Origin of the sequence: Mangrovihabitans endophyticus (genome assembly GCF_014646155.1) — a bacterium.
Classification (GTDB): Bacteria; Actinomycetota; Actinomycetes; order Mycobacteriales; family Micromonosporaceae; genus Actinoplanes; species Actinoplanes endophyticus.
Genome location: NZ_BMMX01000001.1, coordinates 117,863 through 142,769, shown reverse-complemented (window position 1 = coordinate 142,769; position 24,907 = coordinate 117,863). Strand labels below are relative to the sequence as shown.

16 protein-coding genes and 1 tRNA gene are annotated in these 24,907 nt (G+C 71.6%); 3 read left to right on the top strand and 14 right to left on the bottom strand.

Features of this window, described 5'->3' with window-relative positions; all coding sequences use genetic code 11:
* Window positions 1-109: 109 nt before the first annotated feature.
* The 4 genes from IEY73_RS00580 to IEY73_RS00565 form a co-directional block, all read right to left on the bottom strand.
* The gene (locus tag IEY73_RS00580; RefSeq protein ID WP_189077028.1) at window positions 110-1,237 is read right to left on the bottom strand and encodes a branched-chain amino acid ABC transporter permease; all 1,128 of its coding nucleotides are present in this window, start codon (window positions 1,235-1,237) and stop codon (window positions 110-112) included.
* A gap of 13 nt (window positions 1,238-1,250) precedes the next feature.
* A complete protein-coding gene (locus IEY73_RS00575; protein WP_189077027.1) occupies window positions 1,251-2,201 on the bottom strand; it encodes a branched-chain amino acid ABC transporter permease in 951 nt (316 codons plus the stop codon).
* A gap of 83 nt (window positions 2,202-2,284) precedes the next feature.
* The gene (locus IEY73_RS00570) at window positions 2,285-3,451 is read right to left on the bottom strand and encodes a branched-chain amino acid ABC transporter substrate-binding protein (RefSeq protein ID WP_189077026.1); all 1,167 of its coding nucleotides are present in this window, start codon (window positions 3,449-3,451) and stop codon (window positions 2,285-2,287) included.
* A 226-nt stretch (window positions 3,452-3,677) separates the two neighbouring features.
* On the bottom strand, window positions 3,678-4,295 hold the full coding sequence (locus tag IEY73_RS00565; RefSeq protein ID WP_189077025.1) for an ANTAR domain-containing response regulator: 618 nt from the start codon (window positions 4,293-4,295) through the stop codon (window positions 3,678-3,680).
* A gap of 133 nt (window positions 4,296-4,428) precedes the next feature.
* Here IEY73_RS00565 and IEY73_RS00560 point away from each other — a divergent pair.
* Together IEY73_RS00560 and IEY73_RS00555 are read left to right on the top strand one after the other, a co-directional pair.
* Window positions 4,429-4,503 (top strand) — tRNA-Leu (locus IEY73_RS00560).
* A gap of 382 nt (window positions 4,504-4,885) precedes the next feature.
* Window positions 4,886-5,983, top strand: a complete 1,098-nt coding sequence (locus IEY73_RS00555) for a DUF308 domain-containing protein (protein ID WP_229715303.1) — start codon at window positions 4,886-4,888, stop codon at window positions 5,981-5,983.
* Here the strand turns inward: IEY73_RS00555 and IEY73_RS00550 are convergent.
* From IEY73_RS00550 to gltB, 5 genes are all read right to left on the bottom strand, one after another.
* Window positions 5,955-6,863, bottom strand: coding sequence for an acyl-CoA thioesterase (locus tag IEY73_RS00550; protein WP_189077024.1), 909 nt, complete (start codon window positions 6,861-6,863; stop codon window positions 5,955-5,957). The genes IEY73_RS00555 and IEY73_RS00550 overlap by 29 nt on opposite strands.
* Window positions 6,860-8,296 (bottom strand): pyruvate kinase, encoded by a 1,437-nt coding sequence (gene pyk, locus IEY73_RS00545; protein ID WP_189077023.1) that lies wholly within the window; start codon window positions 8,294-8,296, stop codon window positions 6,860-6,862. The genes IEY73_RS00550 and pyk overlap by 4 nt, the downstream gene beginning before the upstream one ends.
* 128 nt (window positions 8,297-8,424) lie before the next feature.
* Window positions 8,425-12,462, bottom strand: coding sequence for an nSTAND1 domain-containing NTPase (locus tag IEY73_RS00540; RefSeq protein ID WP_189077022.1), 4,038 nt, complete (start codon window positions 12,460-12,462; stop codon window positions 8,425-8,427).
* Window positions 12,463-12,500: 38 nt separating this feature from the next.
* The gene (locus tag IEY73_RS00535; protein ID WP_189077021.1) at window positions 12,501-13,979 is read right to left on the bottom strand and encodes a glutamate synthase subunit beta; all 1,479 of its coding nucleotides are present in this window, start codon (window positions 13,977-13,979) and stop codon (window positions 12,501-12,503) included.
* 12 nt (window positions 13,980-13,991) lie between these two features.
* Entirely contained in the window at window positions 13,992-18,578 is a 4,587-nt protein-coding gene (gene gltB / locus IEY73_RS00530) for a glutamate synthase large subunit (protein ID WP_189077020.1), read from the bottom strand.
* Between the two features lie 158 nt (window positions 18,579-18,736).
* Between gltB and IEY73_RS00525 the strand changes: the two genes are divergently transcribed.
* Window positions 18,737-19,624 (top strand): GNAT family N-acetyltransferase, encoded by an 888-nt coding sequence (locus IEY73_RS00525; protein ID WP_189077019.1) that lies wholly within the window; start codon window positions 18,737-18,739, stop codon window positions 19,622-19,624.
* 50 nt (window positions 19,625-19,674) lie between these two features.
* Here IEY73_RS00525 and IEY73_RS00520 read toward each other — a convergent pair whose 3' ends face one another.
* From IEY73_RS00520 to trpC, 5 genes are read right to left on the bottom strand one after another with little or no spacing between them, the layout of a single operon-like run.
* Window positions 19,675-20,865, bottom strand: a complete 1,191-nt coding sequence (locus tag IEY73_RS00520) for an FAD-dependent oxidoreductase (RefSeq protein ID WP_189077018.1) — start codon at window positions 20,863-20,865, stop codon at window positions 19,675-19,677.
* 7 nt (window positions 20,866-20,872) lie between these two features.
* Window positions 20,873-22,027 (bottom strand): prolipoprotein diacylglyceryl transferase, encoded by a 1,155-nt coding sequence (gene lgt / locus IEY73_RS00515; protein ID WP_189077017.1) that lies wholly within the window; start codon window positions 22,025-22,027, stop codon window positions 20,873-20,875.
* An 11-nt stretch (window positions 22,028-22,038) separates the two neighbouring features.
* Window positions 22,039-22,869, bottom strand: a complete 831-nt coding sequence (gene trpA / locus IEY73_RS00510) for a tryptophan synthase subunit alpha (RefSeq protein WP_189077016.1) — start codon at window positions 22,867-22,869, stop codon at window positions 22,039-22,041.
* Window positions 22,866-24,101: a tryptophan synthase subunit beta gene (gene trpB / locus IEY73_RS00505; RefSeq protein WP_189077015.1), complete on the bottom strand. Its 1,236-nt coding sequence runs from the start codon at window positions 24,099-24,101 to the stop codon at window positions 22,866-22,868. Before trpB ends, trpA begins: the two co-directional genes overlap by 4 nt.
* A complete protein-coding gene (trpC, locus tag IEY73_RS00500; RefSeq protein WP_189077749.1) occupies window positions 24,098-24,901 on the bottom strand; it encodes an indole-3-glycerol phosphate synthase TrpC in 804 nt (267 codons plus the stop codon). Before trpC ends, trpB begins: the two co-directional genes overlap by 4 nt.
* Window positions 24,902-24,907: the final 6 nt, after the last annotated feature.

Genomic DNA, 24,907 nt, shown 5'->3' with positions numbered 1-24,907 from the left:
GTCCATCTCCTGCGGCGACTCGATGTGCGGTTCGCTCATGCCTGCCTCCGCTCCGCGGCTCGGCGATCAATTACCGTCGTGGTCCAGGCCGCAGCCTCCCCGCTCCCGCTCATGACGGCGCCGCCTCCTTCTCCCGGTCCTTGAGCTCCATCGCCCGGCGCCGGCTGGGAATCAGACCCTGCGGCCGGAAGATCATGATCAGGATGATCACCGCGCCGAAGATGGCGAACCGGAAGCCGAACAGGTCGGTGTGGAAGATCGGGTCCTGGATGCCCCGCAGCCGGTCCGGAATGTACGAGATCAGCGCGCCGCCCAGGATGGCGCCCGGGATGTTGCCGGAACCGCCCATCACCACGCCCGCCAGCACCAGGATCGAGAACTGCAGCACGAACGTGCCGGAGTTCATGAAGCCCTGCTGCCCGGCGAACATCACGCCGCCCAGGCCACCGATGCAGGCGCCGATCGCGAACGCCCACAGCTTGTACTTGATGGTCCGCACACCCATGATCTCCGCGGCTTCCTCGTCCTCGCGGATCGCCAGCCAGGAACGGCCCACCCGGGACCGGTCCAGGTTCCGCACCCCGAGCACGACCAGGATGATCACCGTGAGACCGAGCCAGTAGTACGGGGTCGCGTCCCGGACACCGAACAGTGCCGAGCCGTCGGTCTGCTGGCCCGGCGGGTGCGGGATGTCGGTGAAGCCCCGGTCACCCCGCAACGTCTCGGTGGACTGCGCGACGATCCGGATGATCTCCGCGAAGCCGAGCGTCACGATGGCCAGGTAGTCGCCGCGCAGCCGCAGCGTCGGCCAGCCGAGGATCAGGCCGGAGATCATCGCCACCGCGATCGCGAACGGCACCGCCGCCAGCCACGGCCACTCGGTGCCCAGCCGGCTGTCCGGCGAGGTCAGCAGGGCGACGGTGTAGGCGCCGACCGCGAAGAAGCCGACGTATCCGAGGTCCAGCAGGCCGGCGTAGCCGACCACCACGTTCAGGCCGAGAGCCAGCAGAACGTAGTAGGACATGTTGAACAGCGCGGACGGCCAGTCGATGCCCTCGGTGACGATCTGCGGTCCGATCAGCGGGATCTCCGCGGTGTACGGCAGCAGATAGGCCAGCGCGATGACGGCCAGCACGCCGACGATCCGCACCCAGACGGGCTGACGAGCGAACCAGCCGCGCAGATTGCCATTCAGTCGCCGGCCGTTCTTGCCCGGCGTGGCAGCAGTCGAGCTCATGCCAGATCTCCCCTCATGCCCGTGCTCGGCCAAGCGACTCGCCCAGCAACCCGGTCGGCCGGAACAGCAGGATCACCACGAGCAGGACGAACGAGACGGCGTGCAGCCATTCGGTGCCGAACAGTCCGGCGCCGTAGTTCTGCAACACGCCGAGCAGCAGTCCGCCCAGCAGCGCGCCGCGCAGGTTTCCGATGCCGCCCAGCACGGCGGCGGTGAACGCCTCGATGCCGAGCAGGAAGCCCGCGTCGAAGCGGGTGACCCCGATCTTGAGGTTGTACATCACCGCCGCGATGCCCGCCATCAGGCCGCCGAGCAGGAAGACCAGCGAGATCACCCGGCCCTGGTTGACGCCCATCAGAGCGGCGCTGTCCGGGTTCTGGGCCACCGCGCGGATGCCGCGGCCCAGCCGTGACCGGTTGATGAACCGGTCCAGAAGGAACATCATCACGAGCGCCAGCACGACGATCAGAATCTGCAGGTTGGTGATGTGCGTGTTGCCGATCACGACGACGTCGGTCTGGCGGATCAGCCGCGGCACGCCACGGATGTTGCGCCCGGTGATCACGCCGACGGTCTCCGAGATGGCCAGCGAGGCGCCGATGGCGGTGATCAGGAATGCCAGCTTCGGCGCGTTGCGGCGACGCAGCGGGCGGTAGGCGATCAGCTCAACCCCGATCGCGGTGACGCCCGAGGCGACCACCGCCGCGACCATGCCCAGGATGATCAGGCCGATCACCGCGAACATGCCCGGGGTGGGTGAGTTCTGGTCCAGCCCGAAGAAGCCCCACACGATGATCGACGCGTAGGTGCCGAGCAGGAAGACCTCGGAGTGAGCGAAGTTGATGAGCCGCAGCACGCCATAGACGAGGGTGTAGCCGAGGGCGAACAGCGCGATGATCGCGCCCTGGGCGAGCCCGGTGACGGTGAGCGGCCCGAAATTGTGGATCAGACCGGAGAAATTCACAGGGGGACTCCTGAAACGAAGAGGTCGGTGCGGCCGGAGATCATCCGGCCACACCGGCCCTGCAAAGAGTTACCAGTTTTCGATCAGGAAGTCTTGATCTCCTGGTCGGCGACCGCGTCGCCGCTGTCGTCGAACTTGAAGGCCCAGACCTTGATCAGGCTGGGGTCCAGCTCACCGGTCGCGGTGAACTTGTAGGTGTTCGCGATGCCCTGGTAGTTGACCGAGCCCAGGTAGTCGTTCATCTTCTCGATCGTGGTGTTGCCCTGATCGATGCCCTGCAGGAAGATGTTCGCCGCGTCGAACGCCACGTCCGAGTAGGTGCCGGCCGCGGTGTTCCACTCCGCCTGGTAGTCCTTGACGAACGAGCCGCCCGCCTTCTCCGGCGGCGAGCAGGGGCAGGTCACCACGGTGCCGATCGCGGCGGAGTTACCGGCCGCCTTGGTGAAGCCCGGGTCCTTCATGCCGTCGCCACCGACCAGCGTGCCCTTCCAGCCGGCCGAGGTCAGCTGCTTACGGATCAGGCCACCGTTCTGGTAGTAGCCGCCGTAGAACATCGCGGTCGCGCCGGACGCGATGACCTTCTGCACGGTCGCCGAGAAGTCGGTTTGCTTGCCGTCACCCTCGGTCTTGTCCGTGCCGACCACGGAGGAGCCGAGCGTCTGCTTGACGACATCGGCCAGACCGGCGCCGTACGCGGACTGGTCGTCGGCCACGAAGACCTTCTCGGCCTTCAGGACGTCCTTGATGTAGTTGCCCGCCGCGGGGCCCTGCGCGTCGTCGTTGGCGACCGCGCGGTGGAAGGTCTTCCAGTTGTTCGCCGACAGCGAGACCCGGGTGGCGGCCGGGGTGACCGTCGGGATGCCGGCCTCCTCGAAGATCGGGTCGGCGGCCTCCGACTCACCGGAGAACGGCGGGCCCACGATGCCCAGAATCTTCGTGTCCGAGACCAGGTTACGCGCGACACCCGGCGCGACACCGGGGTCACCCTGGGAGTCGAACTTCGCGACCTGGATGCAGTCGGAGCCCTTCTTGTCGTTGTACTGCTTGATCGCCAGCTCGTAGCCCTGCTCGATGTTCACACCGAGGTTGGCCGCCGGGCCGGTCAAGGCGCCGAAGTAGGCGATCTTGAATCCGCAGTTGCCGTCGGCCGAGTCGCCGCCGCTGCCGGAGTCGCTGTTGCAGGCGGCCGTGCCGGCGAGAAGCCCGACGAGGGCCACCCCACCGATGGCTCGTGCGAGAACCTGCCTCAAGGTTGGAACCCTCCTCCATACCGAACCACCGAGCCACGGCTGTGCGATTGGCACTTGCGCACCGGCACGGCACAGCTCAAGCCCGTTATGGGGCGGGACGCTATCCCAGTACTCGCGTTTGTCGTAAGACTCCGACCCGGCATTCACCGAACCGTTACGTGGGGTGATTTCGCGGGCGGCTGCGATGTCACAACGGGCATGACCGCTCCGGTCGCCCCCGCGCGGTTCAGGAGGCCGAAGCGGTCCCCGGCTCATCCGGCTCGGCGATGATCCGATCGGCCACTTCACGCATCGTCATCCGGTGGTCCATGGCGGTGCGCTGAATCCACTTGAACGCCTGTGGCTCGGTCATCGAATACTTGGTCATCAGCTCGCCCTTGGCACGCTCGACCGACTTGCGGGTCTCCAAGCGGTCGCTCAGCCCGGCCACCTCGGATTCGAGCGCGGACAACTCGGAATAGCGTGACAACGCGATTTCGATGGCCGGTACCAGGTCCGATTTTTGGAACGGCTTCACCAGATAGGCCATCGCGCCCGCGGCGCGGGCGCGCTCCACCAGGTCCCGCTGAGAAAATGCGGTGAGAATCACGACCGGGGCGATGCGCCCGCCGGCTATCCGCTCCGCGGCGGCCAGACCGTCCATGATCGGCATCTTGATGTCGAGAATCACCAGATCCGGAGTCAGGTCCTCGGCGAGCCGCACGGCGGTCTCGCCGTCACCGGCCTCGCCGACGACGTCGTACCCCTCCTCCACGAGCATCTCCGCCAGGTCCAACCGGATGAGGGCCTCGTCCTCGGCGATCAGTACCCGCCTGCGCTCGGCGCTCGCCTGCGTGTCGGCCACCAGCCCCTACCCCTCAACGCTCGAGAAGATGCGACACCCGGGTATGTGGGTGTCACCGCCCTCAGCGTAGTGGGTAGGCTGTCCGAGGATCAGCCTGGCGCGGTCGTTCGCGACCGGTGAACCGGGCAGGCCTGTCCCCGTAGCCCAATCGGCAGCAGGCAATGGACTCAAAATCCATACAGTGTGGGTTCGAATCCCACCGGGGACACTCTTTCCGCCCGCGGGCGCGCAGCGCCGCGTCGGCGGGTGCGGCGATGTTGTGAAACCGCAGCTCATCCTGCCCTCGACGAGCTGCTCGCCGGGTGGCCGTCCGGCAGCGGCCCGGGGCCGCGGCACGGCACCTCCCCTGGCACATCGGGCCGGGCGCGACCGCAGGCCCGGGCCCCGGCGTTACATCTTCGTTAAAGCCTCCGCCGGCACGACACGCCCGAAGGTGTGGCATCCACACCTCCGACGATGCCCGGCACCGGTCATGGGTCGCCCAAGATCGGTCAGGCGAATGCCCGAAGACGCCGGTATTTCCGGTAAAGCGCCGGTCGGCGCACCGACGTGATGTTGTGATGGGGAGACGGCTGTGCCCGGGAGGCTTGATGTTGTGGTCCGGTTCCTCGCCCCTGACCGTGGTGCGCAACGGCATGTGGGCGCTGTTGCTCTGCACCGGCGTGACCTGGTTGGCGATCGGATGGACCGTGCTTCGGCTGGGCCCGGCGGACGTGGTGCGCGTCGGCGGCGCGGTGCTGATCTTTGCCGCCGCGGCTGAGGCGGTGCGCGCGCTGGCCAAGGCCAAGGCGTGGTGGCTCAACGCCGGCTTGACGGTGCTGTTCGCACTGACCGGGGCGGTGCTGCTGACCGGCAACGACTCGTCGTTCGCCACACCGGCGGCGCTGGTCGGCTGGTACCTCGTCGTCCGGGGTGCCGCGGACATCGCGGTGTCGATGATGGTGCGGGAGACCGACCGTACGTGGGGCATGCTGATGGTGGCGGGCGTGCTGGAAACCGGCCTCGGATTCTTCGCCTCGGGACCGTTCGGCCGCACCGGCGAGTTGCTCGTGGTGGTGCTCGGCGCGCTGGGCCTCTGCCGCGGCATCGTGGACCTGGTCGCCGCCCTGCGGCTGCACGAGTTGTCGGCGTTCCGCGCCGAGATCCTGAACCTGCCATCGGAGCGCGCCGTCGGTCTCACCGGCTATTCGGCCGGGCATCTCGACTTCGAGACCGGTCACACCGGCACCCCGGCCGGCAGCACCCCGGCCGGCAGCACCCCGGCCGGCAGCACCCCGGCAGACGGCACCCCGGCCGGCAGCACCCCGGCAGACGACGCCTCGGCAGCCAGCACCCCGGCGGCGGGCACCCCGGCAGCCAGCACCCCGTCGGACGACACCGGCGCGGACAGCTTCCACCAGGAAGTCCTGCGCACCACCGCCGACCTCGACGCGATGCTGGCCATGGCCGGCCTGACCGCACCGGCACCGGACGCGCACACCGGCGACGTCGACCTTCCCCCGGTGCCGGACACGCCGGAGGGCGTCGACCAGGGCGAGACCATCCCGCAGACGACGCCTGCGAGGGAGACGGATCAGACGAGCCGGGCGCGGCACCGGGCACCCGAGGCCGCAGACGACGAGGCGGACGCCACGCGGCCGGAACCGGACGAGACGTCCCTCACCGCCCGCGATCGTCGGGCCGACTGACCGGCGCGCCGACGCGGCGCAGCAAACCCTCCTGGGCCGCACTGGCGATGTGCAGACCGTTGCGGGTGAACATCCGACCCTGGGCGAAGCCCCGCGAGCCGCTCGCGGACGGGCTGGTGGAGTCGTAGAGGAACCACTCGTCGGCGCGGAACGGCCGGTGCAACCACAACGCGTGGTCGAGGCTGGCGCCGATGACCCCGCCCGGCCCCCACACCTCGCCGTGCATGGAGAGCACCGCGTCCAGCAGTGACAGGTCACTCGCGTACGTGAGGGCGCAGGCGTGCAGCAGCGGATCGTCCGGAAGCTCGCCGGCCACGCGCATCCACACCCGTTGCTGCGGTTCGGGACGGCGGTCGCCGGCCGGCACCCAGCCGGGCACGCCGACGTAGCGCACATCGACCGCCCGCGGGGAGCTGGCGAAGGCGCCGGCGCGGTCCGGGTACCGCGACAGCCAATCGGCCATGGTGGGCACCTCGTCCGGGCCGGGCACGTCCAACGGCGCCGGGGCGTGGTGGTCCAGGCCCTGCTCGGCCACCTGGAACGAGGCCGACATGAAGAAGATCGTCCGGCCGTGCTGTTCCGCGGTGGACCGGCGGACCGAGAACGAGCGGCCGTCGCGGATCGTCTCCACCCGAAAGTCGATCGGCACGCTGGGATCCCCCGGCCGCACGAAATAACCGTGCAGCGAATGCACCCGCCGGGCCCGGTCCACGGTGCGGCCGGCCGCCACCAGGGCCTGCCCGGCCACCTGGCCGCCGAAGACGCGCTGCGCGCCGACCTGGGGGCTCTCCCCCTGGAACGTGGCCTCGTCCAGTTGCTTGAGGTCCAACACCTCAAGCAACTGGTCGACGGCCGCCTGCCCGCGCAGCGGCGACGTCACACCAGGTCCGGCGCGGCCAGCGAGCCCAACTGATGAACCCGCAGCGTGTTGGTCGACCCCGGCGCGTTCGGCGGGCTGCCGGCCACCACCACCACGTATTCGCCCGGCTTGGCCAGGCCCAGACCCAGCATCTTGGCGTCCACCTGGCGGAACATGTCGTCGGTGTGGTGCACGAAGTCGGTCAGGAACGTCTCCACGCCCCACGAGAGGGCGAGCTGGTCGCGCACCTCGGGCACCGGGGTGAAGGCGAACAGCGGAAGCTCGCAGTGCAGGCGGGACAGGCGCCGGACGGTGTCGCCGGTCTGCGAGAAGGCCACCATCGCCTTGGCGCCGATGTTGCGGGCGATCTGCGAGGCGGCGACGGTCAGCGCGCCGCCGTGCGTACGCGGATCGTGCTGCAGGCGCGGCACGCCCAGCGAGCCGCCCTCCGTGGTGCTGATGATCCGCGCCATGGTGCTGACCGTGAGCACCGGGTATTTCCCGACGCTCGTCTCGCCGGACAGCATCACCGCGTCGGTGCCGTCGAGCACGGCGTTGGCGACGTCGGAGGCCTCGGCGCGGGTGGGCCGCGAGTTCTCAATCATCGAGTCGAGCATCTGGGTGGCCACGATGACCGGCTTCGCGTTCTCCCGGCAGAGCTGCACGGCCCGCTTCTGCACCAGCGGCACCTGGTCGAGGGCGAGCTCGACGCCGAGGTCGCCGCGCGCCACCATGACGCCGTCGAACGCCATCACGATGGCCTCCAGGTGGTCCACCGCCTCGGGCTTCTCCACCTTGGCCAGCACCGGGCGGGTCACGCCCTCCTCGCTCATGATCTGCTGCACGAGCTTCATGTCGTCGGGCGACCGGACGAAGGACAGCGCGATCAGATCCACGCCCATCCGCAGCGCGAAGCGCAGGTCCTCCTCGTCCTTGTCGCTCATCGCGGGCACGCTCACCGCGACGTTGGGTAGCGACACGCCCTTGTTGTTGGAGACCGGCCCGCCCTCCACCACCAGGCACCCGATGTCGTTGCCCGCGACGGCGGAGACCTCCACGGCGACCTTGCCGTCGTCGATCAGGAGCCGGTCGCCGACCTTCACCTCCTGCGGAAGCTTGCGATAGGTGCAGGCCACCCGCTCCGCGGTGCCGACGATGTCGTCGCCGGTGATGGTGACGGCGTCACCGGTGCGCCACTCGTGCGGCCCGTCGGCGAACCGGCCCAGGCGGATCTTGGGGCCTTGCAGGTCGGCCAGGATCGCGACGGCGCGGCCACTGTCCTGGGCGGCCGCCCGGACCAGATCGAAGACCTTCCGGTGGTCCTCATGGCTGCCGTGGCTGAAATTCAGACGGGCCACATCCATGCCGGCCTCGACGAGCCCGCGAACGCGCTCGGGTGACGAAGTGGCGGGACCCATGGTGCAAACGATCTTTACGCGGCGTGTCACGGCCATCAGGCTAGTCCCTCTTTCGGATCGGCCGGGCGGCCGACCCCTCCTCTGCGTGGAATCGTTCGCGGGCGTCGACGACCGCGCCGCTGAAGCCTATCGGCCGCGGAAGAGGACCGGGGGCAGGGCCGGGCTCATCCGCAGACCTCCGGCAGACCCTCCCCCGAAACGTGCGCCGAGGGCGCGAGCCGCTCGCACAGCAGCGACACGGCGACCGCCGGATCGAGCCGCCACTGCACCGCGGTCCAGTCGTTGGAGCCGGACGCCAGCACCGGCGCGTCCGGGGCGAACCGCAGATCCCCGGTGCGGCTGCTCTCCCCGCGCAACTCGGTGACCAGATCGCCGGTGCCGGTGTCCCAGACCCGGATCAGGTCGGTGTCGGAGTCGGTGCCGGTGGCGAGCAGGTGGCCGTCGGCGGAGAAGGCGACCTCGCTCACGTCGAACGGATGGTGGCCGAGGACGCCAGCCGGGGTGAGCCCGTCAACGCGCACCAGGTCGGCGCCCTGCCCACGCGGCAGGGCAACGGTGGCGGAGTCCGGGCTGACCGCGAAATGGTGCACCGCGCCGCCGAACGCCCGCGAATCGACCAGTGTCAGGCCGGGTGCCCGGAACCGCCACACGGCACCCTGCTGGGGCAGCGGATCCCGACTCCGGTTCGACGAGATCAACAGGTAACGCCCGTCCGGGGTGAACGCCGTGTCGATCGAGAGGTGCCCGGGAAGCCGCACCGGCGGCCGGGCCGCCCACGTCCGCGTGTCCCACACATAGGCGTCCGGGTCGTCGCGTTCCTGCACCGGGGCCCGGTCCTGGCCGGGGTCGAGCTGGGCGGTCGGGTTGGCGACGGCGACCAGCAGGGATCCGTCCGGAGAGAAGGCCACGGCGCTGGGGAACAGATCGGAGGCCATCCGCAGCGTGCGGCGCAGGCCGCCGTCGGGGCCGAACACCAGCACCCGGCTGCCCTGACGGACCGAGACAGCGAGCGAGCCGTCCGGGCCGTACGCCAGGCCGAGCGGCCCGTCGTCGGCGGCCAGCGGGAGGGTGTCGAGCAATCCACCGGTGTGCGCGTCCCAAATCCGGACCACCGGATCGCTGGAGCCGGTGGCCAGCCGCGCGCCGGCCGGGCCGTAGGCCAGCCGCCCGACCACCTGCGGGTGCGGCATGATCCGGTCCCGCCGGAACAGGGTGGGCGCCTCGCCGAGCCCGGCGACGGCCAGCAGGCCGCCGTCCGCGGACGTCGCGGCATCCGTCAACAAGCCGCGGAAGCCGGCGAGCGTCGGCCGCGGGCCACCGGCCGTCAGGCGGAGCACCTCGCCGGGGTCGTCGCCGGAAATGATCACGGTGCCGTCCGGGGTCACCCCGAAGCGGCTGCCCGCGTCGTCCAGCAGCGGGTCCGGCCCGTCGTACGCGGTGACCGGCGCCCAGTCGTCTGCCGCACGTCGCACCTGGACCAGCCCGTCCAGCCGCACGGTGAACAGCGTCCCGTCGGCGGCGAATCCCACGTCGGTCGCCTTGCCGAGCGTGGTCAGCAGATGGCCGTCCGACCAGCGCAGCAGCGCGCCGTCACCGCCGGTGGCCGCCGCCACATACCGGCCGTCCGGGCTGACCGCCAGGCTGGTCACCGAGGGCCGGTCCAGTTGCCGTGCCCCGATCGGGCGGCCGGTGGCCGGGTCCCAGGCGACCAGGCGCAGCGGTTCCTCGGTGCGCACCGCGAGCACCGCGCTGGAATCCGGCAGCCATGCCACCGCACCGAAGGCCGGCAGGTTCCGCAGCGGACGGCCGGTGATCCCGTCCCACAGGGCCAGGCCGTCCACCACGGTGACCGCGCCGGTGGCCAGGTAACGGCCGTCCGGCGAGAAGGCCACCGAGATCAGGTTCTCGCCCGGCGACCGGCGCGCCGGGCCGACCGGGCGCAGCGTCATCGCGTCGAACAGCCGGAGCTCGTTGGTGTCCCGGTAGCCCACGGCCACCCGGCGGCCGTCCGGGCTGACCGCCACGCTCGCTTCCGCGGCGCGCGCGCCGAGACGGCCCACCAATGAGGTCTGCTGGGCGAACATCAGCGCGTCCCGGGCCTCCCGGGTCGGCGCGGCCTGCCAGGCCAGCAGTGCCTTACGGACCGAGCCGAGCTGGTCCGGGAAGTGATCGGTACGCGACTCGGCCGCGAGCTGACGCGACAGGGCTTCCTGCCGCTGGTGGCGGGCTTCGGAGCCCTGCTGCACGGCGATCAGCGCGCCGGCCACGACGAGCAGCAAAGCCACCGCGAGCCCGCCGACCAGCCGGCGCAGCCGCCGCGTGGTGCGCAGCCTGGTCCGCTTCCGGGCCTGCGCGGCCTCCTGCGAGGCGGCCAGGAAGCGGCGCTGCTCGGCCGTGATGTCCGGGTTGTCGGCGGCCCACTCGCGGGCGGCGTCCAGCCGGGAACCGCGGTAGAGCACGTCCGGGTCGTCCCCGGACGCGGCCCACTCGGCCGCCGCCTGGCTCAGGCGTTGCCGCAGCAGGATCTCCTCACGGGCCTCCTCCATCCAGCCGGCGAGCCGCGGCCAGCCGATGAGCAACGCCTCGTGGGTGATTTCGACGAGGTCCTCACCGGCGGTGACCAGCCGAGCGTCGATCAGCGGTCGCAGCGCCTCGAGGTGCACCTCCGCCGGCGACCCGCGGCGGCGCACGGCCAGACCGTCGACCACGGTCACCAAGCCGAGCAGCGCGCGGCGCAGTCCGGCCCGGGTGCGCTCGTCCAGGTCCACATAGACGCGTTCGGCCGTCTCGGCGACCGCCCGTTGGATGCCCCCGGTGCGGCGGTAACCGGCCACCGTCAGGGTGCGGGCGTCCCGCCGCTCCCAGGTGGCTCGCAGGGCGTGCGCCAGCAGCGGCAGCGCCCCCGGCTCGTACCCGGGTGCGCCGAGGTCGGTGAGCAGCAGCTCGACCAGGCCGGGCTGGACGGTGAGACCGGCTTCGGCGGCCGGTTCCAGCACCGCCCGGCGCAGGTCGTCGGAGTCCAGCGGCCCGACCACGAACTGGCCCGCGCCGAGCATCGGCACCATCGGCGCGATCTCGGTGCAGTGCGCGTAGAAACCGGCCCGTAGCGCGACGATCACCAGGGCGGGGCGGACCGCGGCCAGCGCGGAGACGAACGCGACCCGTTCCCTCGGGTCGGCGCACTGGGTGAACAACTCCTCGAACTGGTCGACCAGGATGACGATCCGGTCGGTGCCCAGCGCGGCCATGCGCGTGGTGAACTCGGCCAGCGGGCGCGGCCCCGGCGTCATCACCAGCCACGGCCACCCGGCGACGTCCGAGCCGAGGCCGCCGTCCGCGATCGCCGGCAGCACCCCGGCCCGCAGCAGCGAGGATTTGCCGACCCCGGAGACGCCGACCACGACCAGCGGCGGACCGCCCACCTGCTGTTCGCTCAGCCGGCCCATCAGCTCCGCGACCAGGGTTTCGCGCCCGCGGAAGAACCGGACATCCAGGGCGTCGAAGCCGGCCAGCCCGGGATAGGGCGAGACGTCGTCGTCCGCGCCGCCGGACGGCGGTGCGGCAGCCGGTCCGGATTCGGATTCGGAGGTACGCCGCCCGTCCTGCACCGCCTGCCGCAACTGGACGGTGAGCACCAGGGACTGCCGCAGCAGGTCGGTCTGCTGACGCTGCTCCCGGCTCTGCTCGGCCAGGTGCCGCTGGATCTCGGTGAGCGAGACGGCGGCGTCCTCCGCGAGCAGGTGCAACCGGCCCATGTCGTGGCGGAAGGAGCCGAAGGCGGTGGCCAGTTCGAGCCGCAGGCTCTCGTCGGCGGCCTGCAGCGCGGCGTCCACCGCGCCGACCGCGTGCAACACCGCGGAGACCTCGTCGCGCAACGCGGCGTCGCCGCTCTCCAGCCGGGCCAGCAGCTCCTCGGCGACCGCGTCGCGCCAGGTCTGCTCGTCGGTGCCGCGCACCCGCTCCGCGGTCTGCGCCAGCAGACCGGCCAGGTAGTTGGAGCCGAGCTCGCCGATCTGGTCCAGCGCGGCGGCGTACTCCCCGGTCAGCCCCAGGCCCGCGCCGGCGACCGGCGCCACCGCCGAGGCGGTCAGGAAGGCGACGATGCCGTACGGCGTGGCCCGGCGCAGGCCGGAGCGGGCCGAGCGCACCCAGGCACGCACGCCGGAACGGGCGCGCTCGGCGGGCTCGGTCGTGACATCCATAGACCACTATGGTGTCACGTGCCGTCCACAGTGGGACCTCAGCGAGTAGCGGCCAAGGGTTGTGATGAGGGCTCCACCGGAGCCGGCAGGTCGCCGTGCGATCCGAGGTAGGTGTGCACCGCCGCGGCGGCTGCCCGCCCCTCGGCGATCGCCCAGACGATCAGTGACGCGCCGCGGTGCATGTCACCGGCCACGAAAACCCCGGGCGCGGAGGTCTGCCATCCGTCGTCGGTGTCCAGCACGCCGCGTCCGTTACGCCGCACGCCGAACTGCTCAAGCAACGGGGATTCCTCGGTGCCGTCGAAGCCGATGGCCAACAGCACCAGGTCCGCGCGGATGTCCCGCTCGGTGCCCTCGGCGACGGTCACGGTGCGCCGGCCGTCGACCCGCTCCACCATGACGTCGGCGACGCGGACGGCACTCACCTGACCGGACCCGTCGTCGACGAACTCCTGGACGGCGACGCCGAACACCCGGTCGCCGCCTTCCTCGTGGGCCGGGTAGTTGCGCAGGATGACCGGCCACGTCGGCCACGGGTGCACGGCGCCGGCGCGCGCCGAGGGCGGCAGCGGGTACTGGTCGAGCTGGACCACCGCGGCCGCGCCCTGCCGGTGTGCCACGCCGAGGCAGTCCGCCCCGGTGTCGCCGCCGCCGATGATGACCACGTGCTTGCCGGCGGCGTCCACCGGGGTGCCGTCCTGCAGCCCGGCCACCATCCGGTTCGCCGGTACCAGATGGTCCATCGCCAGGTGCACGCCGCGCAGCGCCCGGCCCGGGGTCTCCGGCGCGTCCCGGCCCGCCAGCGCCCCGCAGGCCAGCAGTACCGCGTCGAACCGTTCCCGCAGATCATCCGCGGTGACGTCGACGCCGACGTGCACACCGGTCTGGAAGATCACGCCCTCGGCCTCCATCTGGGCCAGGCGGGCGTCGATCACATGCTTTTCGATCTTGAAGTCGGGGATGCCGTAGCGCATCAGGCCGCCGATGCGGTCGTCCCGCTCGAACACGGTCACCGCGTGTCCGGCCCGGGCCAGTTGCTGCGCGGCGGCCAGACCGGCCGGTCCGGAGCCGACCACCGCGACGGACTTCCCGGACGACGAGGTGGCCCGCTGCGGCCGGACATATCCGAGATCGAACGCGTGGTTGGCGATCTCCACCTCGACCTGTTTGATGGTGACCGGGTCGTCGCCGATGCCGAGCACGCAGGCGGCCTCGCAGGGCGCCGGGCAGAGCCGTCCGGTGAACTCCGGGAAGTTGTTGGTGGCGTGCAGGCTCTCCGCCGCCGCCTCCCACGCCCCGGTGCGCACCAGGTCGTTCCAGTCCGGGATGCGGTTGCCGAGCGGGCAGCCGTCGTGGCAGAACGGGATGCCGCAGTCCATGCAGCGGGTGGCCTGGTCGCGGATCAGGTCCTCGCCGGCCGGGGGGTAGACCTCCCGCCAGTCCATGATCCGCACCGGCACCGGGCGCCGCTGCGGCAACTGCCGCTCGTAGCGCAGGAAACCGTTGGGGTCAGGCACGTCGCACCTCAGTCAACTCTGCACTCCCATAACCGCTTCGTCCACGTTGCGACCGGCAGCCTCGGCGGTCTTGATCAGTTCCATCACGCGCTTGTAGTCGCGCGGCACCACCGCGGTGAACTCCTCGGCCGCCGCGGGCCAGTCCTTGAGCAGCCGCCCGGCGACCGCCGAGTCCGTCTCGGCGAAGTGCCGCTGCACCATGTCGTGCAGGATGTCGCGTTCCGCGTCGGTCAGCGGCGCCAGGTCCACCAGCTCCGGGTTGACCCGGGACGGGTCGAGATCCAGCACGAACGCGGTGCCGCCGGACATCCCCGCGGCGAAGTTGCGGCCGGTCGAGCCGAGCACCGCCACCACGCCGCCGGTCATGTATTCGCAGCCGTGGTCGCCGACTCCTTCGACGACCGCCCGCGCCCCGGAGTTGCGTACCGCGAACCGCTCGCCGGCCCGGCCCCGCAGATAGAGCTCGCCGCCGGTGGCGCCGTAGAGGATGGTGTTGCCGGCGATGATGTTCTCCTCCGCGACGAAGGCCGCGTTCTCGTCCGGGCGCACGATCACCCGGCCGCCGGACAGGCCCTTTGCCACGTAGTCGTTGACGTCGCCGATCAGCCGCAGGGTCACGCCGCGCGGCAGGAACGCGCCGAACGACTGCCCGCCGGTGCCGCGCAGGGTGACGGCGATGGTGTCGTCGGGCAGTCCCTCGCCGCCGTGCCGCCGGGTGACCTGGCCGCCGAGCATCGCGCCCACGCTGCGGTGGTCGTTGCGCACCGCGACCTCGGCGCGGACCGGCGTGCCGTCAGCCAGGGCCGGCGCGGCCAGCTCGATCAGGCGGTTGTCCAGCGCCGTGTCCAGGCCGTGGTCCTGCTCGACGATCCCGCGGCGGGCGGTGCCCTCGGGCAGTTCGGGAACGTACAGCACGGAGCTCAGGTCGAGCCCGTGGGCCTTCCAGTGGTCCACGGCCGGCATCACGTCCAGCACCTCGGCGTGGCCGATCGCCTCGTCCATCGACCGGAAGCCCAGTTCGGCGAGGTACCCGCGGACCTCCTCGGCGAGGAACAGGAAGAAGTTCTCCACGAACTCCGGCTTGCCGGTAAAGCGCTCACGCAGTACCGGGTTCTGCGTGGCGATGCCGACCGGGCAGGTGTCCAGGTGGCAGACCCGCATCATGATGCACCCGGAGACGATCAACGGCGCGGTCGCGAAGCCGAACTCCTCGGCGCCCAGCAGGGCGGCCACGATCACGTCGCGGCCGGTCTTCATCTGCCCGTCCACCTGCACGGTGACCCGGTCGCGGAGCCGGTTCAGCAGCAGCGTCTGCTGCGCCTCGGCCAGGCCCAACTCCCACGGTGAGCCGGCGTGCTTGAGCGAGTTCAGCGGGGACGCTCCGGTGCCGCCGTCGTGGCCGGAGATCAGGATGACGTCGGCCTTCAGCTTGGCGACGCCCGCGGCGACCGTGCCGACGCCGATCTCGGACACCAGCTTGACGTGCACCCGCGCGTCCGGGTTGACCATCTTGAGGTCGTGTACGAGCTGGGCCAGGTCCTCGATGGAGTAGATGTCGTGGTGCGGCGGCGGAGAGATGAGCCCGACGCCGGGCGTGGCGTGCCGGGTCTTGGCGATCCACGGCCACACCTTGTTGCCGGGTAGCTGGCCGCCCTCTCCGGGCTTCGCCCCCTGCGCCATTTTGATCTGCAGGTCGTCCGCGTTCACCAGGTATTCGGTGGTGACGCCGAACCGGCCGGACGCGATCTGCTTGACCGCCGAGCGGCGCTGCGGGTCGTAGAGGCGCTCCACGTCCTCGCCGCCCTCGCCGGTGTTGGACCGGCCGCCGAGGCGGTTCATCGCCACGGCCAGCGTCTCGTGCGACTCCGCGGAGATGGAGCCGTACGACATGGCACCGGTGGCGAACCGCTTGACGATCTCCGAGGCCGGCTCGACCTCGGAGAGCGCGATCGGGGTGCGCCCGGAGGCGAAACGGAACAGCCCGCGCAGCGATCCGGTCCGCGCCGCCAGCTCGTCCACCTTCGCGGTGTACCGGCGGAACACGTCGTACTGCTTGCTGCGGGTGGCGTGCTGGAGCAGGAAAACCGTCTCCGGGTTGAACAGGTGCAGTTCACCCTCGCGGCGCCACTGGTATTCGCCGCCGACCTCCAGGCGCCGGTGGCTGCGCTCGGCCGGGTTGCTCGGGTACGCCTTGGCGTGCCGCGCCGCGATCTCGGCGTGGATCTCGGCCAGCCCGGAACCGCCGATCCGCCCGCTGGTGCCCACGAAGTAGCGCTGCAGCAGCTTGTTCTCCAGCCCCACGGCCTCGAAGACCTGCGCGCCGCAGTACGACGAGACGGTGGAGATGCCCATCTTGGACATGATCTTGAGGACGCCCTTGCCGAGCGCCTTGACGTAGTTGCGCACCGCGACCGACGGCTCCATCCCGGCCAGCGGGCCGGTGGCGATCAGGTCGTCCACGGTCTCGAACGCGAGGTACGGGTTGACCGCGGCGGCGCCGTACCCGATCAGCACCGCGGCGTGGTGCACCTCGCGGCAGTCGCCGGACTCCACCACCAGCGCCACCTGGGTGCGGGTCTGCTCGCGCACCAGGTGCTGGTGCACCGCCGCGGTCAGCAGCAGCGACGGGATCGGCGCCAGGTCGGCGTTGCTGTCCCGGTCGGAGAGCACCAGGACGCGTACGCCGTCCTCGATCGCCTCGGACACATGCCGGCAGATCTGGGTGAGGCGGGCCTTGATGCCCGCGGCGCCGTCCCGCAACGGGTAGAGGCCGGAGACCCGCACCGCCTTGAAGCCGTGCATGTCGCCGTCGTCGTCGATGGACAGCAGCTTCGCCAGCTCGTCGTTGTCGATGACCGGGTACGGCATGACGATCTGCCGGCAACTGGCCGGTCCCGGATCGAGCAGGTTGCCCTCCGGTCCCAGGGTCATCGCCAGGCTGGTCACCAGCTCTTCTCGGATGGCGTCCAGCGGCGGGTTGGTGACCTGGGCGAACAACTGGTGGAAGTAGTCGAACAGCAGCCGCGGGCGCTGCGACAGCGGCGAGATGGGGGTGTCGGTGCCCATCGAGCCGAGCGGCTCGGCGCCGTTGCGGGCCATCGGCGCCACGAGGATCTTCAGTTCCTCCTCGGTGTACCCGAACACCTGCTGACGCCGGGTCACCGAGTCGTGGGTGTAGACCACGTGCTCGCGCTTCGGCAGGTCGGCCAGGTCGATCAGGCCGGCGTGCAGCCACTCGTCGTACGGCTGCGCGGCGGCCAGCCCCGCCTTGATCTCGTCGTCGTGCACGATCCGCCCGGCGGCGGTGTCGACCATGAACATGCGGCCCGGCTGCAACCGGCCCTTGGCCACCACGGACGCCGGGTCGACGTCCAGCACGCCCGCCTCGGAGCCGAGCACCACCAAGCCGTCGCTGGTGTGCCACCAGCGGCCCGGCCGCAGGCCGTTGCGGTCCAGCACCGCGCCGATCAGGGTGCCGTCGGTGAACGCCACGCTGGCCGGGCCGTCCCACGGCTCCATCAGGCTGGCGTGGAAGCGGTAGAAGGCCCGCCGGGCGGGCTCCATGGCCGGGTCGTTCTCCCACGCTTCCGGGATCATCATCAGCACCGCGTGCGGCAGGCTGCGCCCGGCCAGGTGCAGCAGCTCCAGCACCTCGTCGAAGCCGGCCGAGTCGGACGCCTCCGGGGTGATCACCGGGAACAGCCGCTTGATGCTGCCCGGCAGGGCGGCGGACTGCAGCAGTGCCTCACGCGCCTGCATCCAGTTCCGGTTGCCGCGGATGGTGTTGAACTCGCCGTTGTGCGCGATGAACCGGTAGGGGTGGGCCAGCGGCCAGGACGGGAAGGTGTTGGTGGAGAACCGCGAGTGCACCAGGGCGATCGCGCTGTCCACCCGGTCGTCGGTGAGATCCGGGAAGAACGCCGGGAGCTGATCCGGGGTGAGCATGCCCTTGTAGGTGATGGTCCGCGAGGACAGCGTCGGGAAGTAGGCCGCCACCTGGCGCTGCGAGGTCTCCCGCTCGGCCTGCTTGCGGATGCAGAACGCGATGCGGTCCAGTTCCAGGCCGGACAGCGCCTCGCCGGCCGGCCCGTCGGCGGTGCCGGTCAGCCGGTGCGCGGCCAGGAACACCTGCTTGATCCAGGGCCGGGCCAGTTCCGCGGTCTCGCCCAGCTCCGCCGGATCCACCGGGACGTCCCGCCAGCCCAGCACCTCGCCACCCTCGACCAGCGCGTACTTCTCGAACACCGCGATCGCGCGGGCCCGTGCGTCCGGGTCGTTCGGCAGGAAGCACAGCCCGGTCGCGTACGACCCGGCGGGCGGCAGGGCGAAGTCGGTGACCGAGCGGTAGAACGCGTCCGGAACCTGGATCATGATGCCGGCGCCGTCGCCGGTGTTGTACTCGGCGCCCCGGGCACCGCGATGGTCCAGCCGGATCAGCGCCGAAAGGCCCTTGGCGACCACGTCGTGGGAGCGGCGTCCGTGCACGTCGGCCACGAACGCCACACCGCAGGCGTCATGCTCCTGCTCCGGGTCGTACAAGCCGAGCTGCCGCTCTCGGCCGTCTGCCGCGGGCAAGTGCTGCGGGTGCGGAAGAGCCACCGGGCCTCCTGTCGTCACGGCGTTTCACATCAAGGTCGGGACGACGTCGGCCCTGCAAAGTCTCTCGATACTACGTTAAGGGCGGCTGATCTCCACCAGGCTAGCGGGGGATCACATCACCCGAAGCGGGCTCCGCGCCGGTCCGATAGTGTCGCGCCGTGGCACACGTGCACAGCGAGGTCTTTGCCCGGCTCGAAGAGTTCTCCGACGCCGTGCCTCGCACCGACGCACGGGTGGAGGAGTTCGGCGGCCTCGTCCTTTTCGTCCGGGAAGGTGCCGGTTGGCCGTTCTACGCACGGCCTCGTCCGGGAGCGGACCCGCCGTCTGCCGCCGATATTACTGCTGTTCGTGCGCGTCAACGAGAACTGGGCATGCCGGAGGCGTTCGAGTGGATCCACGACCTCCGGCCGGATCTGCTCGCCGTTGCCCGCTCGGCCAGCCTCGACGTGCTGCTCGCTCCGCTGCTCGTGCTGGACCCGCACGCGCTGGTGCCGGACCTGCCGGTGCCGGACGCCACCATCCGGCTGCTCGACCCCGACGCCAGTTCCTTCGCCGCCGATCTGCGCGCGTCGCGGGCGGTGGCGTCCCTAGGGTTCGGCACGCCCGCGACGGTGGCGGCCGGGCTGTCCACCGACGTGCTGGCCGCCGGCACGCTGTCCACGGACGTGGCCGGGCCGCGGGAACGGGATGCGGCCGGGCCCCTCGACCCGGAGCTGATCACGGCGAGCCGCGCCAAGGCGACCACCGGGCAGGTGGTCTCCGCGGTGGTCCACGCGCCGTCCGAGGGCATCCTGGCGACCGGCCTCTATCAGCGCGTCGGCGACGTCGCGGAGATCGCCGGGGTGGCCACGCTGCCGTCGGCCCGCCAGCGCGGGTACGCGTCCCAGCTCACCGCGACGCTGGCCCGCCACGCCCTGCAGAACGGGGTCACCCTGGTGTTCCTGTCGGCTGGCGACGACGACGTCGCCCGGCTGTACGCGCGCATCGGATTCCGCCGCGTCGGCACCGCCTGCATCGCCGAGCCGCACTCGGCCCCGCCGCTCTGACGGATTCCCGCTCTGACGGACTCCCGCTCTGACGGATCAGGCCGCGCGGGTCACTGCGGCGGATGCCAGTCCGCGGCCAGGTCGCCCGCATGGCCCAGCAGACGCGGGCGCAACTGCTGCAACGCCGCGTCCCGGGCGCGCAGCGCCAGGCGCCCGCGCGCCTGCACCACCGCCGACATCCGCCGGGTCTGCCGGATCATGCTGGCGGTCCGCGGGCGGCGACTGCGGTGATAGGTCTCGATCGCCTCGCCCAACTGCCGGCCGGGCGACGCCTCGGCGGTCAGCGCCAGCAACGTGGCCACGTCCTCGAAGGCCAGGCAGGCACCCTGCCCGAGATGGTGCGGCATGGCATGCGCGGCGTCGCCGAGCAACACCACGCCGCCGGGGCCGGACCGGAAACACGACGAGCGGGGCAACGGCCGCAGCTCCCGCACCTGCTGCGGGATCAGGTCGTCCGCTCGGGTGGCCGCCAGCAGCGAACCGACCGGCGCATGCCACCCGGCGAACCAGCGCTGCAACAGGCCGAGCTGGGTCGCCGGGGATTCCGGCCGGGCGGCGCCGGCCGCGGTGGCCACCCAGTAAACGCCGCCCCGGCCGCCGACGTGCTCGCCCAGCGGCAACCAGACGAAGCGGTAACCCGCGCCCAGCATCTCCCCGCCGAGCGCGGCACCCTCGGACAGCGACGGTGCCCGGAACCCGGGCACCACGGCCTGCCAGGCCGCGAAGCCGGACGGCACCACCGCCGCCTCCGGTGCCAGCGCACGCCGGACCGCGCTGTCCACGCCGTCCGCGGCGACCACCAGGTCGGCCTCCAGGTGCAGGTCGCCGGCGCCCACCACGGGACGCGACCGGGCGCCCACCCGGACGGTGCCGACCTCGACGCCGGTGCGGATGACGACACGCTCCCCCAGACCGGCCATCAGCGCGTCGTGCAGATCCTCCATGAGCACCACGGACAGGGCCGGATCCGCGCCCGGCCGGGTGCGCGGCGGCACCAGCCACTGCCCGTCCGGCCGGCGCACGCCGCGGTCGGGCAGCGGCATGGCGATGGCCGACCAGCCACCGTCCGGGTCGAGCGCCTCCAACGCGCGCCGGCCACCCGGCCAGAGCACCAACGCCGACGTGCGGGCGGTCAGACGCTCACCGCGTTCCAGGAGGGTGACCTGCCACCCGGTCCGGGCCAGGGCACCGGCCGCGGCCAGCCCGGCCACCCCGGCGCCCACCACCACGGCCGTGCGCATCGCGGTCTCAGCGCTCGTCGGCGGACCGGGCGGCGGATCCGGCCGTCTCGTTCGGGCCCGCACCGGCGTCACCCGCAGCAGCGTCACCCGCACCAACGTCACCCGGATCGGTGTCACCCGCACCGGCGCCGCCGTCAGCGACGGCGGACGGCAACGCACCCGACTCCTGGTACGCCCGGAACTCCTCCTCGCCGACCACCCGGTAGGCCCGCGACCGTTCCCCGCCCGGTTTGCCACCGCCCGGCTCGCCGGCATCGGCGCCGGAGGCCTCAGCAGTGCCGGAGGCCTCAGTGCCGGGTCCGTCCGGGGCGGTGCCGGCACCGACCGGAACGACGTACTGCCGCGGCCCACGGACCAGCAGAAAGTAGGCCAGCGCGGCGAGGAACACGATGATCGAGGTGAACACGTTCAGCCGGATGCCGAAGAAGTGCGTCGCCTGGTCGGTGCGCAGCATCTCGATCCAGCACCGGCCGAGCGTGTACGCCATCACGTACAGCGCGAACGCCCGCCCCCGCCCGAACCGGAACCGGCGGTCCAGCGCCCACACCACGCCGGCCACGCCGACGTCCCAGAGCGCCTCATAGAGGAACGTCGGGTGGTAGAGGCCGGGCAGATCCACCGGCTGACCGTCGATCACCGTCGCGTGGCCGGGGTTCGAGCGGTCCATGTCGTGCACCCGCAGCCCCCACGGCAGGGTGGTGGGGCGCCCGTACAGCTCGTTGTTGAACCAGTTGCCGAACCGGCCGATCGCCTGCGCCAGCGGCAGTCCCGGCGCCAGCGCGTCGGCGAAGACGGTCAGCGGCAGGCCCATCTGCCGTGCGGCCAGCCAAGCGCCCAGCGCGCCGCCGGCCACCGCGCCCCAGATGCCCAGGCCGCCCTCCCAGATGAAGAAGGCACGCACCGGATCGCCGCCCGCGCCGAAGTAGTCACCCGGCGAGGTGATGACGTGGTAGATCCGCGCGCCGACGATGCCGCACGGCACCGCCCAGACGGCCAGGTCGAGCGAGGCCCAGGGCGCCACCCCGCGGCGGCGCAGTCGCGCCTCCATCACCAGCACAGCGGCGACGATGCCGAGCACGATGCAGATCGCGTACGCGCGGATCGGCAGGCCGAGCACGTGCCACACGGACGTCGTGGGGCTGGGGATCGCGGCGAGGTTCACGAATGCACACGCTACCGCCGCGGCGGGGTTTCCGTTCCGGCGGGAGCCGCCGCGCGGACGCCGTCGGCCAGTTCCGTGCTCAGGGCGCCCAGCCGGCGCAGGCCGGTGGCCCGGTCCGGGGCATCCAGCACGCACCGGATGAGGGCGCTGCCCACGATGACCCCGTCCGCGAACGCGGCCACCTGCGCCGCCTGCGCGCCGGTGCCGACGCCGAGCCCGACGCCCACCGGGAGTTCCGGGTCGGCCGCTCGCACGCGGGCCACCAGCTCGGACGCCTGCGAGGACACCGACGTGCGCGCGCCGGTGACACCCATCAGGGCGGTGGCGTAGACGAATCCGCGGCACTGCCCGACGGTCATCGCGATCCGCGCGTCGGTGGACGACGGCGAAACCAGAAACGTCCGGTCCAGCCGGTGCCGGTCCGCCGCGGCGATCCACTCCGCCGCCTCGTCCGGGATCAGGTCGGGTGTGATCATGCCGGTGGCGCCCGCGGCGGCCAGGTCGCGGGCGAACGCGTCCACGCCGTACTTCTCGATCGGGTTCCAGTACGTCATCAGCACGACCGTGGCACCGGTGCCGGCGACCGCTTCGATGATCCGCAGGGTGTCCCGGGTACGCACCCCGCCGGCCAGGGCGATGTCGCTGGCCCGCTGGATCACCGGACCGTCCATGACCGGGTCGGAGTACGGCAGCTCCACCTCGATCACGTCGCATCCGGACTCGGCCATGGCAACCATCGAGGTGATGCTGTCGTCCACCGTTGGGAACCCGGCCGGCATGCAGCCGACCAGCAGGCCGCGGTTCTCCGCGCGAGCCTTGGCGAACACGTCGGCGATGGTCACGTCTGCTCCCCGGCCGCGAGTTGCTCGCGTTCGTCGAGAATCCCGAAGTAGGCGCCCGCGGTGTGCACGTCCTTGTCGCCGCGGCCGGACAGGTTGACCACGATTACCGGCGGCCGGCCCAGCTCCGCGCGCAGCATCGGGGCGATGCGGGCGGCGCCCGCCAGCGCATGCGCGCTCTCGATCGCCGGGATGATCCCCTCGGTGCGGCAGAGGAGCTGGAACGCGGCCATCGCGTCGGCGTCGGTCACCGGTTCGTAGACGGCCCGGCCGCTGTCGTGCAGCCAGGCGTGCTCCGGGCCGACACCCGGATAGTCCAAGCCGGCCGAGATGGAATGCGACGCCACCGTCTGACCGTCGTCGTCCTGCAACACGTACGTACGGGCGCCGTGCAGCACACCGGCCGAGCCACCGGTGATCGACGCCGCGTGCCGTCCGGTCTGCACGCCCTCGCCGCCCGCCTCGAAGCCGTACAGGCGCACCGACTCGTCGCCGACGAACGCGTGGAAGATGCCTATCGCATTGGAGCCGCCGCCCACGCAGGCGGCCACCGCGTCCGGCAGCCGGCCGAGCCGGTCCAGGCACTGCGCGCGCGCCTCGGCGCCGATGCCGCCCACGAAGTCCCGCACGATCTCCGGGAACGGGTGCGGGCCGGCCGCGGTGCCGAGCAGGTAGTGCGTGGTGCCCACGGAGGAGACCCAGTCGCGCAGCGCCTCGTTCAGCGCGTCCTTGAGGGTGCGCGACCCGGTGGCGACCGGAACCACGGTGGCACCCAGCATCCGCATCCGGGCCACGTTCAGGGCCTGCCGCTGCGTGTCGGTCTCCCCCATGTAGACCACGCACTCAAGGTCCAGCAGCGCCGCGGCGGTGGCGCTGGCCACGCCGTGCTGGCCGGCACCGGTCTCCGCGATCACCCGGTGCTTACCCATCCGCTGGGCGAGCAGCGCCTGCCCGAGCACGTTACGCACCTTGTGCGCCCCGGTGTGGTTCAGATCCTCCCGCTTGAGCAGGATCTCCGCGCCCAGCCGCTCGGACAGCCGCTCCGCGCGGTACAGCAGCGACGGGGTGCCCGCGTACCCGGTCATCAGGTCGTGCAGCCGCCGCTGGAAATCGGCGTCCTGCTTCGCGCTGCGGTAGGCCTCGTCCAGTTCGTCCAGGGCCTTGACCAGAGCCTCCGGGACGAATCGTCCGCCGTACCGGCCGAAGTGACCGGCGAGATCCGGCAGGTCGCTCATCGCACCGGCCTCGGCGTGGCCGGATGGTTGCCCGCGTTCACCAGCTCGGCGACCGCGTCGCGGGGACTCTTCTGGGTGACAAGCCCCTCGCCCACCAGCACCGCGTCGGCGCCCGCGGACGCGTACCGGATCAGGTCGTGCGGGCCGCGCACCCCGGACTCGGCGATCTTCACGACGTTGTTCGGCAGGCCGGGGGCGATGCGCTCGAACACCGACCGGTCCACCTGAAGGGTCCGCAGATCACGGGCGTTCACCCCGATCACCTGGGCGCCCGCGTCCAGTGCCCGGTCGGCCTCTTCCTCGTTGTGCACCTCGACCAGCGCGGTCATGCCCAGCGACTCGATCCGCTCCAGGAGGCCCACCAGCACGTTCTGCTCCAGCGCGGCCACGATCAGCAGCACCAGGTCGGCGCCGTGGGCCCGCGCCTCATGCACCTGATAGCTGGAGACCACGAAGTCCTTGCGCAGCACCGGCACGCCCACCGCGGCACGCACCGCGGCCAGATCCGCCAGCGAACCGCCGAACCAGCGCCCCTCGGTGAGCACGCTGATGCAGCGTGCGCCGCCCGCGGCGTACTGCTCGGCCAGGTCCGCGGGGTCGGGGATGTCTGCCAGCGCTCCGCGCGACGGCGACGAACGCTTCACCTCGGCGATCACCGCCACCCCCGGCTTGCGCAACGCGGCGTACGCGTCGATCGCCGCCGGCGTGGCCGCCGCCCGTGCTCGCACCTCTTCCAACGGCGTCCGTTCCTGCCGCGCCGCTACCTCCTCGCGAACCCCGGCCAGAATCTCCTCCAGCACGTTCGC

Bases quoted from the DNA above. Each gene is read 5' to 3' on its own strand.
- IEY73_RS00555 (WP_229715303.1), top strand. From the start codon at position 4,886: ATGTTGTGGTCCGGTTCCTCGCCCCTGACCGTGGTGCGCAACGGCATG.
- IEY73_RS00540 (WP_189077022.1), bottom strand. From the start codon at position 12,462: ATGGATGTCACGACCGAGCCCGCCGAGCGCGCCCGTTCCGGCGTGCGT.
- pyk (WP_189077023.1), bottom strand. From the start codon at position 8,296: ATGGCCGTGACACGCCGCGTAAAGATCGTTTGCACCATGGGTCCCGCC.
- IEY73_RS00520 (WP_189077018.1), bottom strand. From the start codon at position 20,865: ATGCGCACGGCCGTGGTGGTGGGCGCCGGGGTGGCCGGGCTGGCCGCG.
- trpB (WP_189077015.1), bottom strand. From the start codon at position 24,101: ATGAGCGACCTGCCGGATCTCGCCGGTCACTTCGGCCGGTACGGCGGA.
- IEY73_RS00580 (WP_189077028.1), bottom strand. From the start codon at position 1,237: ATGAGCTCGACTGCTGCCACGCCGGGCAAGAACGGCCGGCGACTGAAT.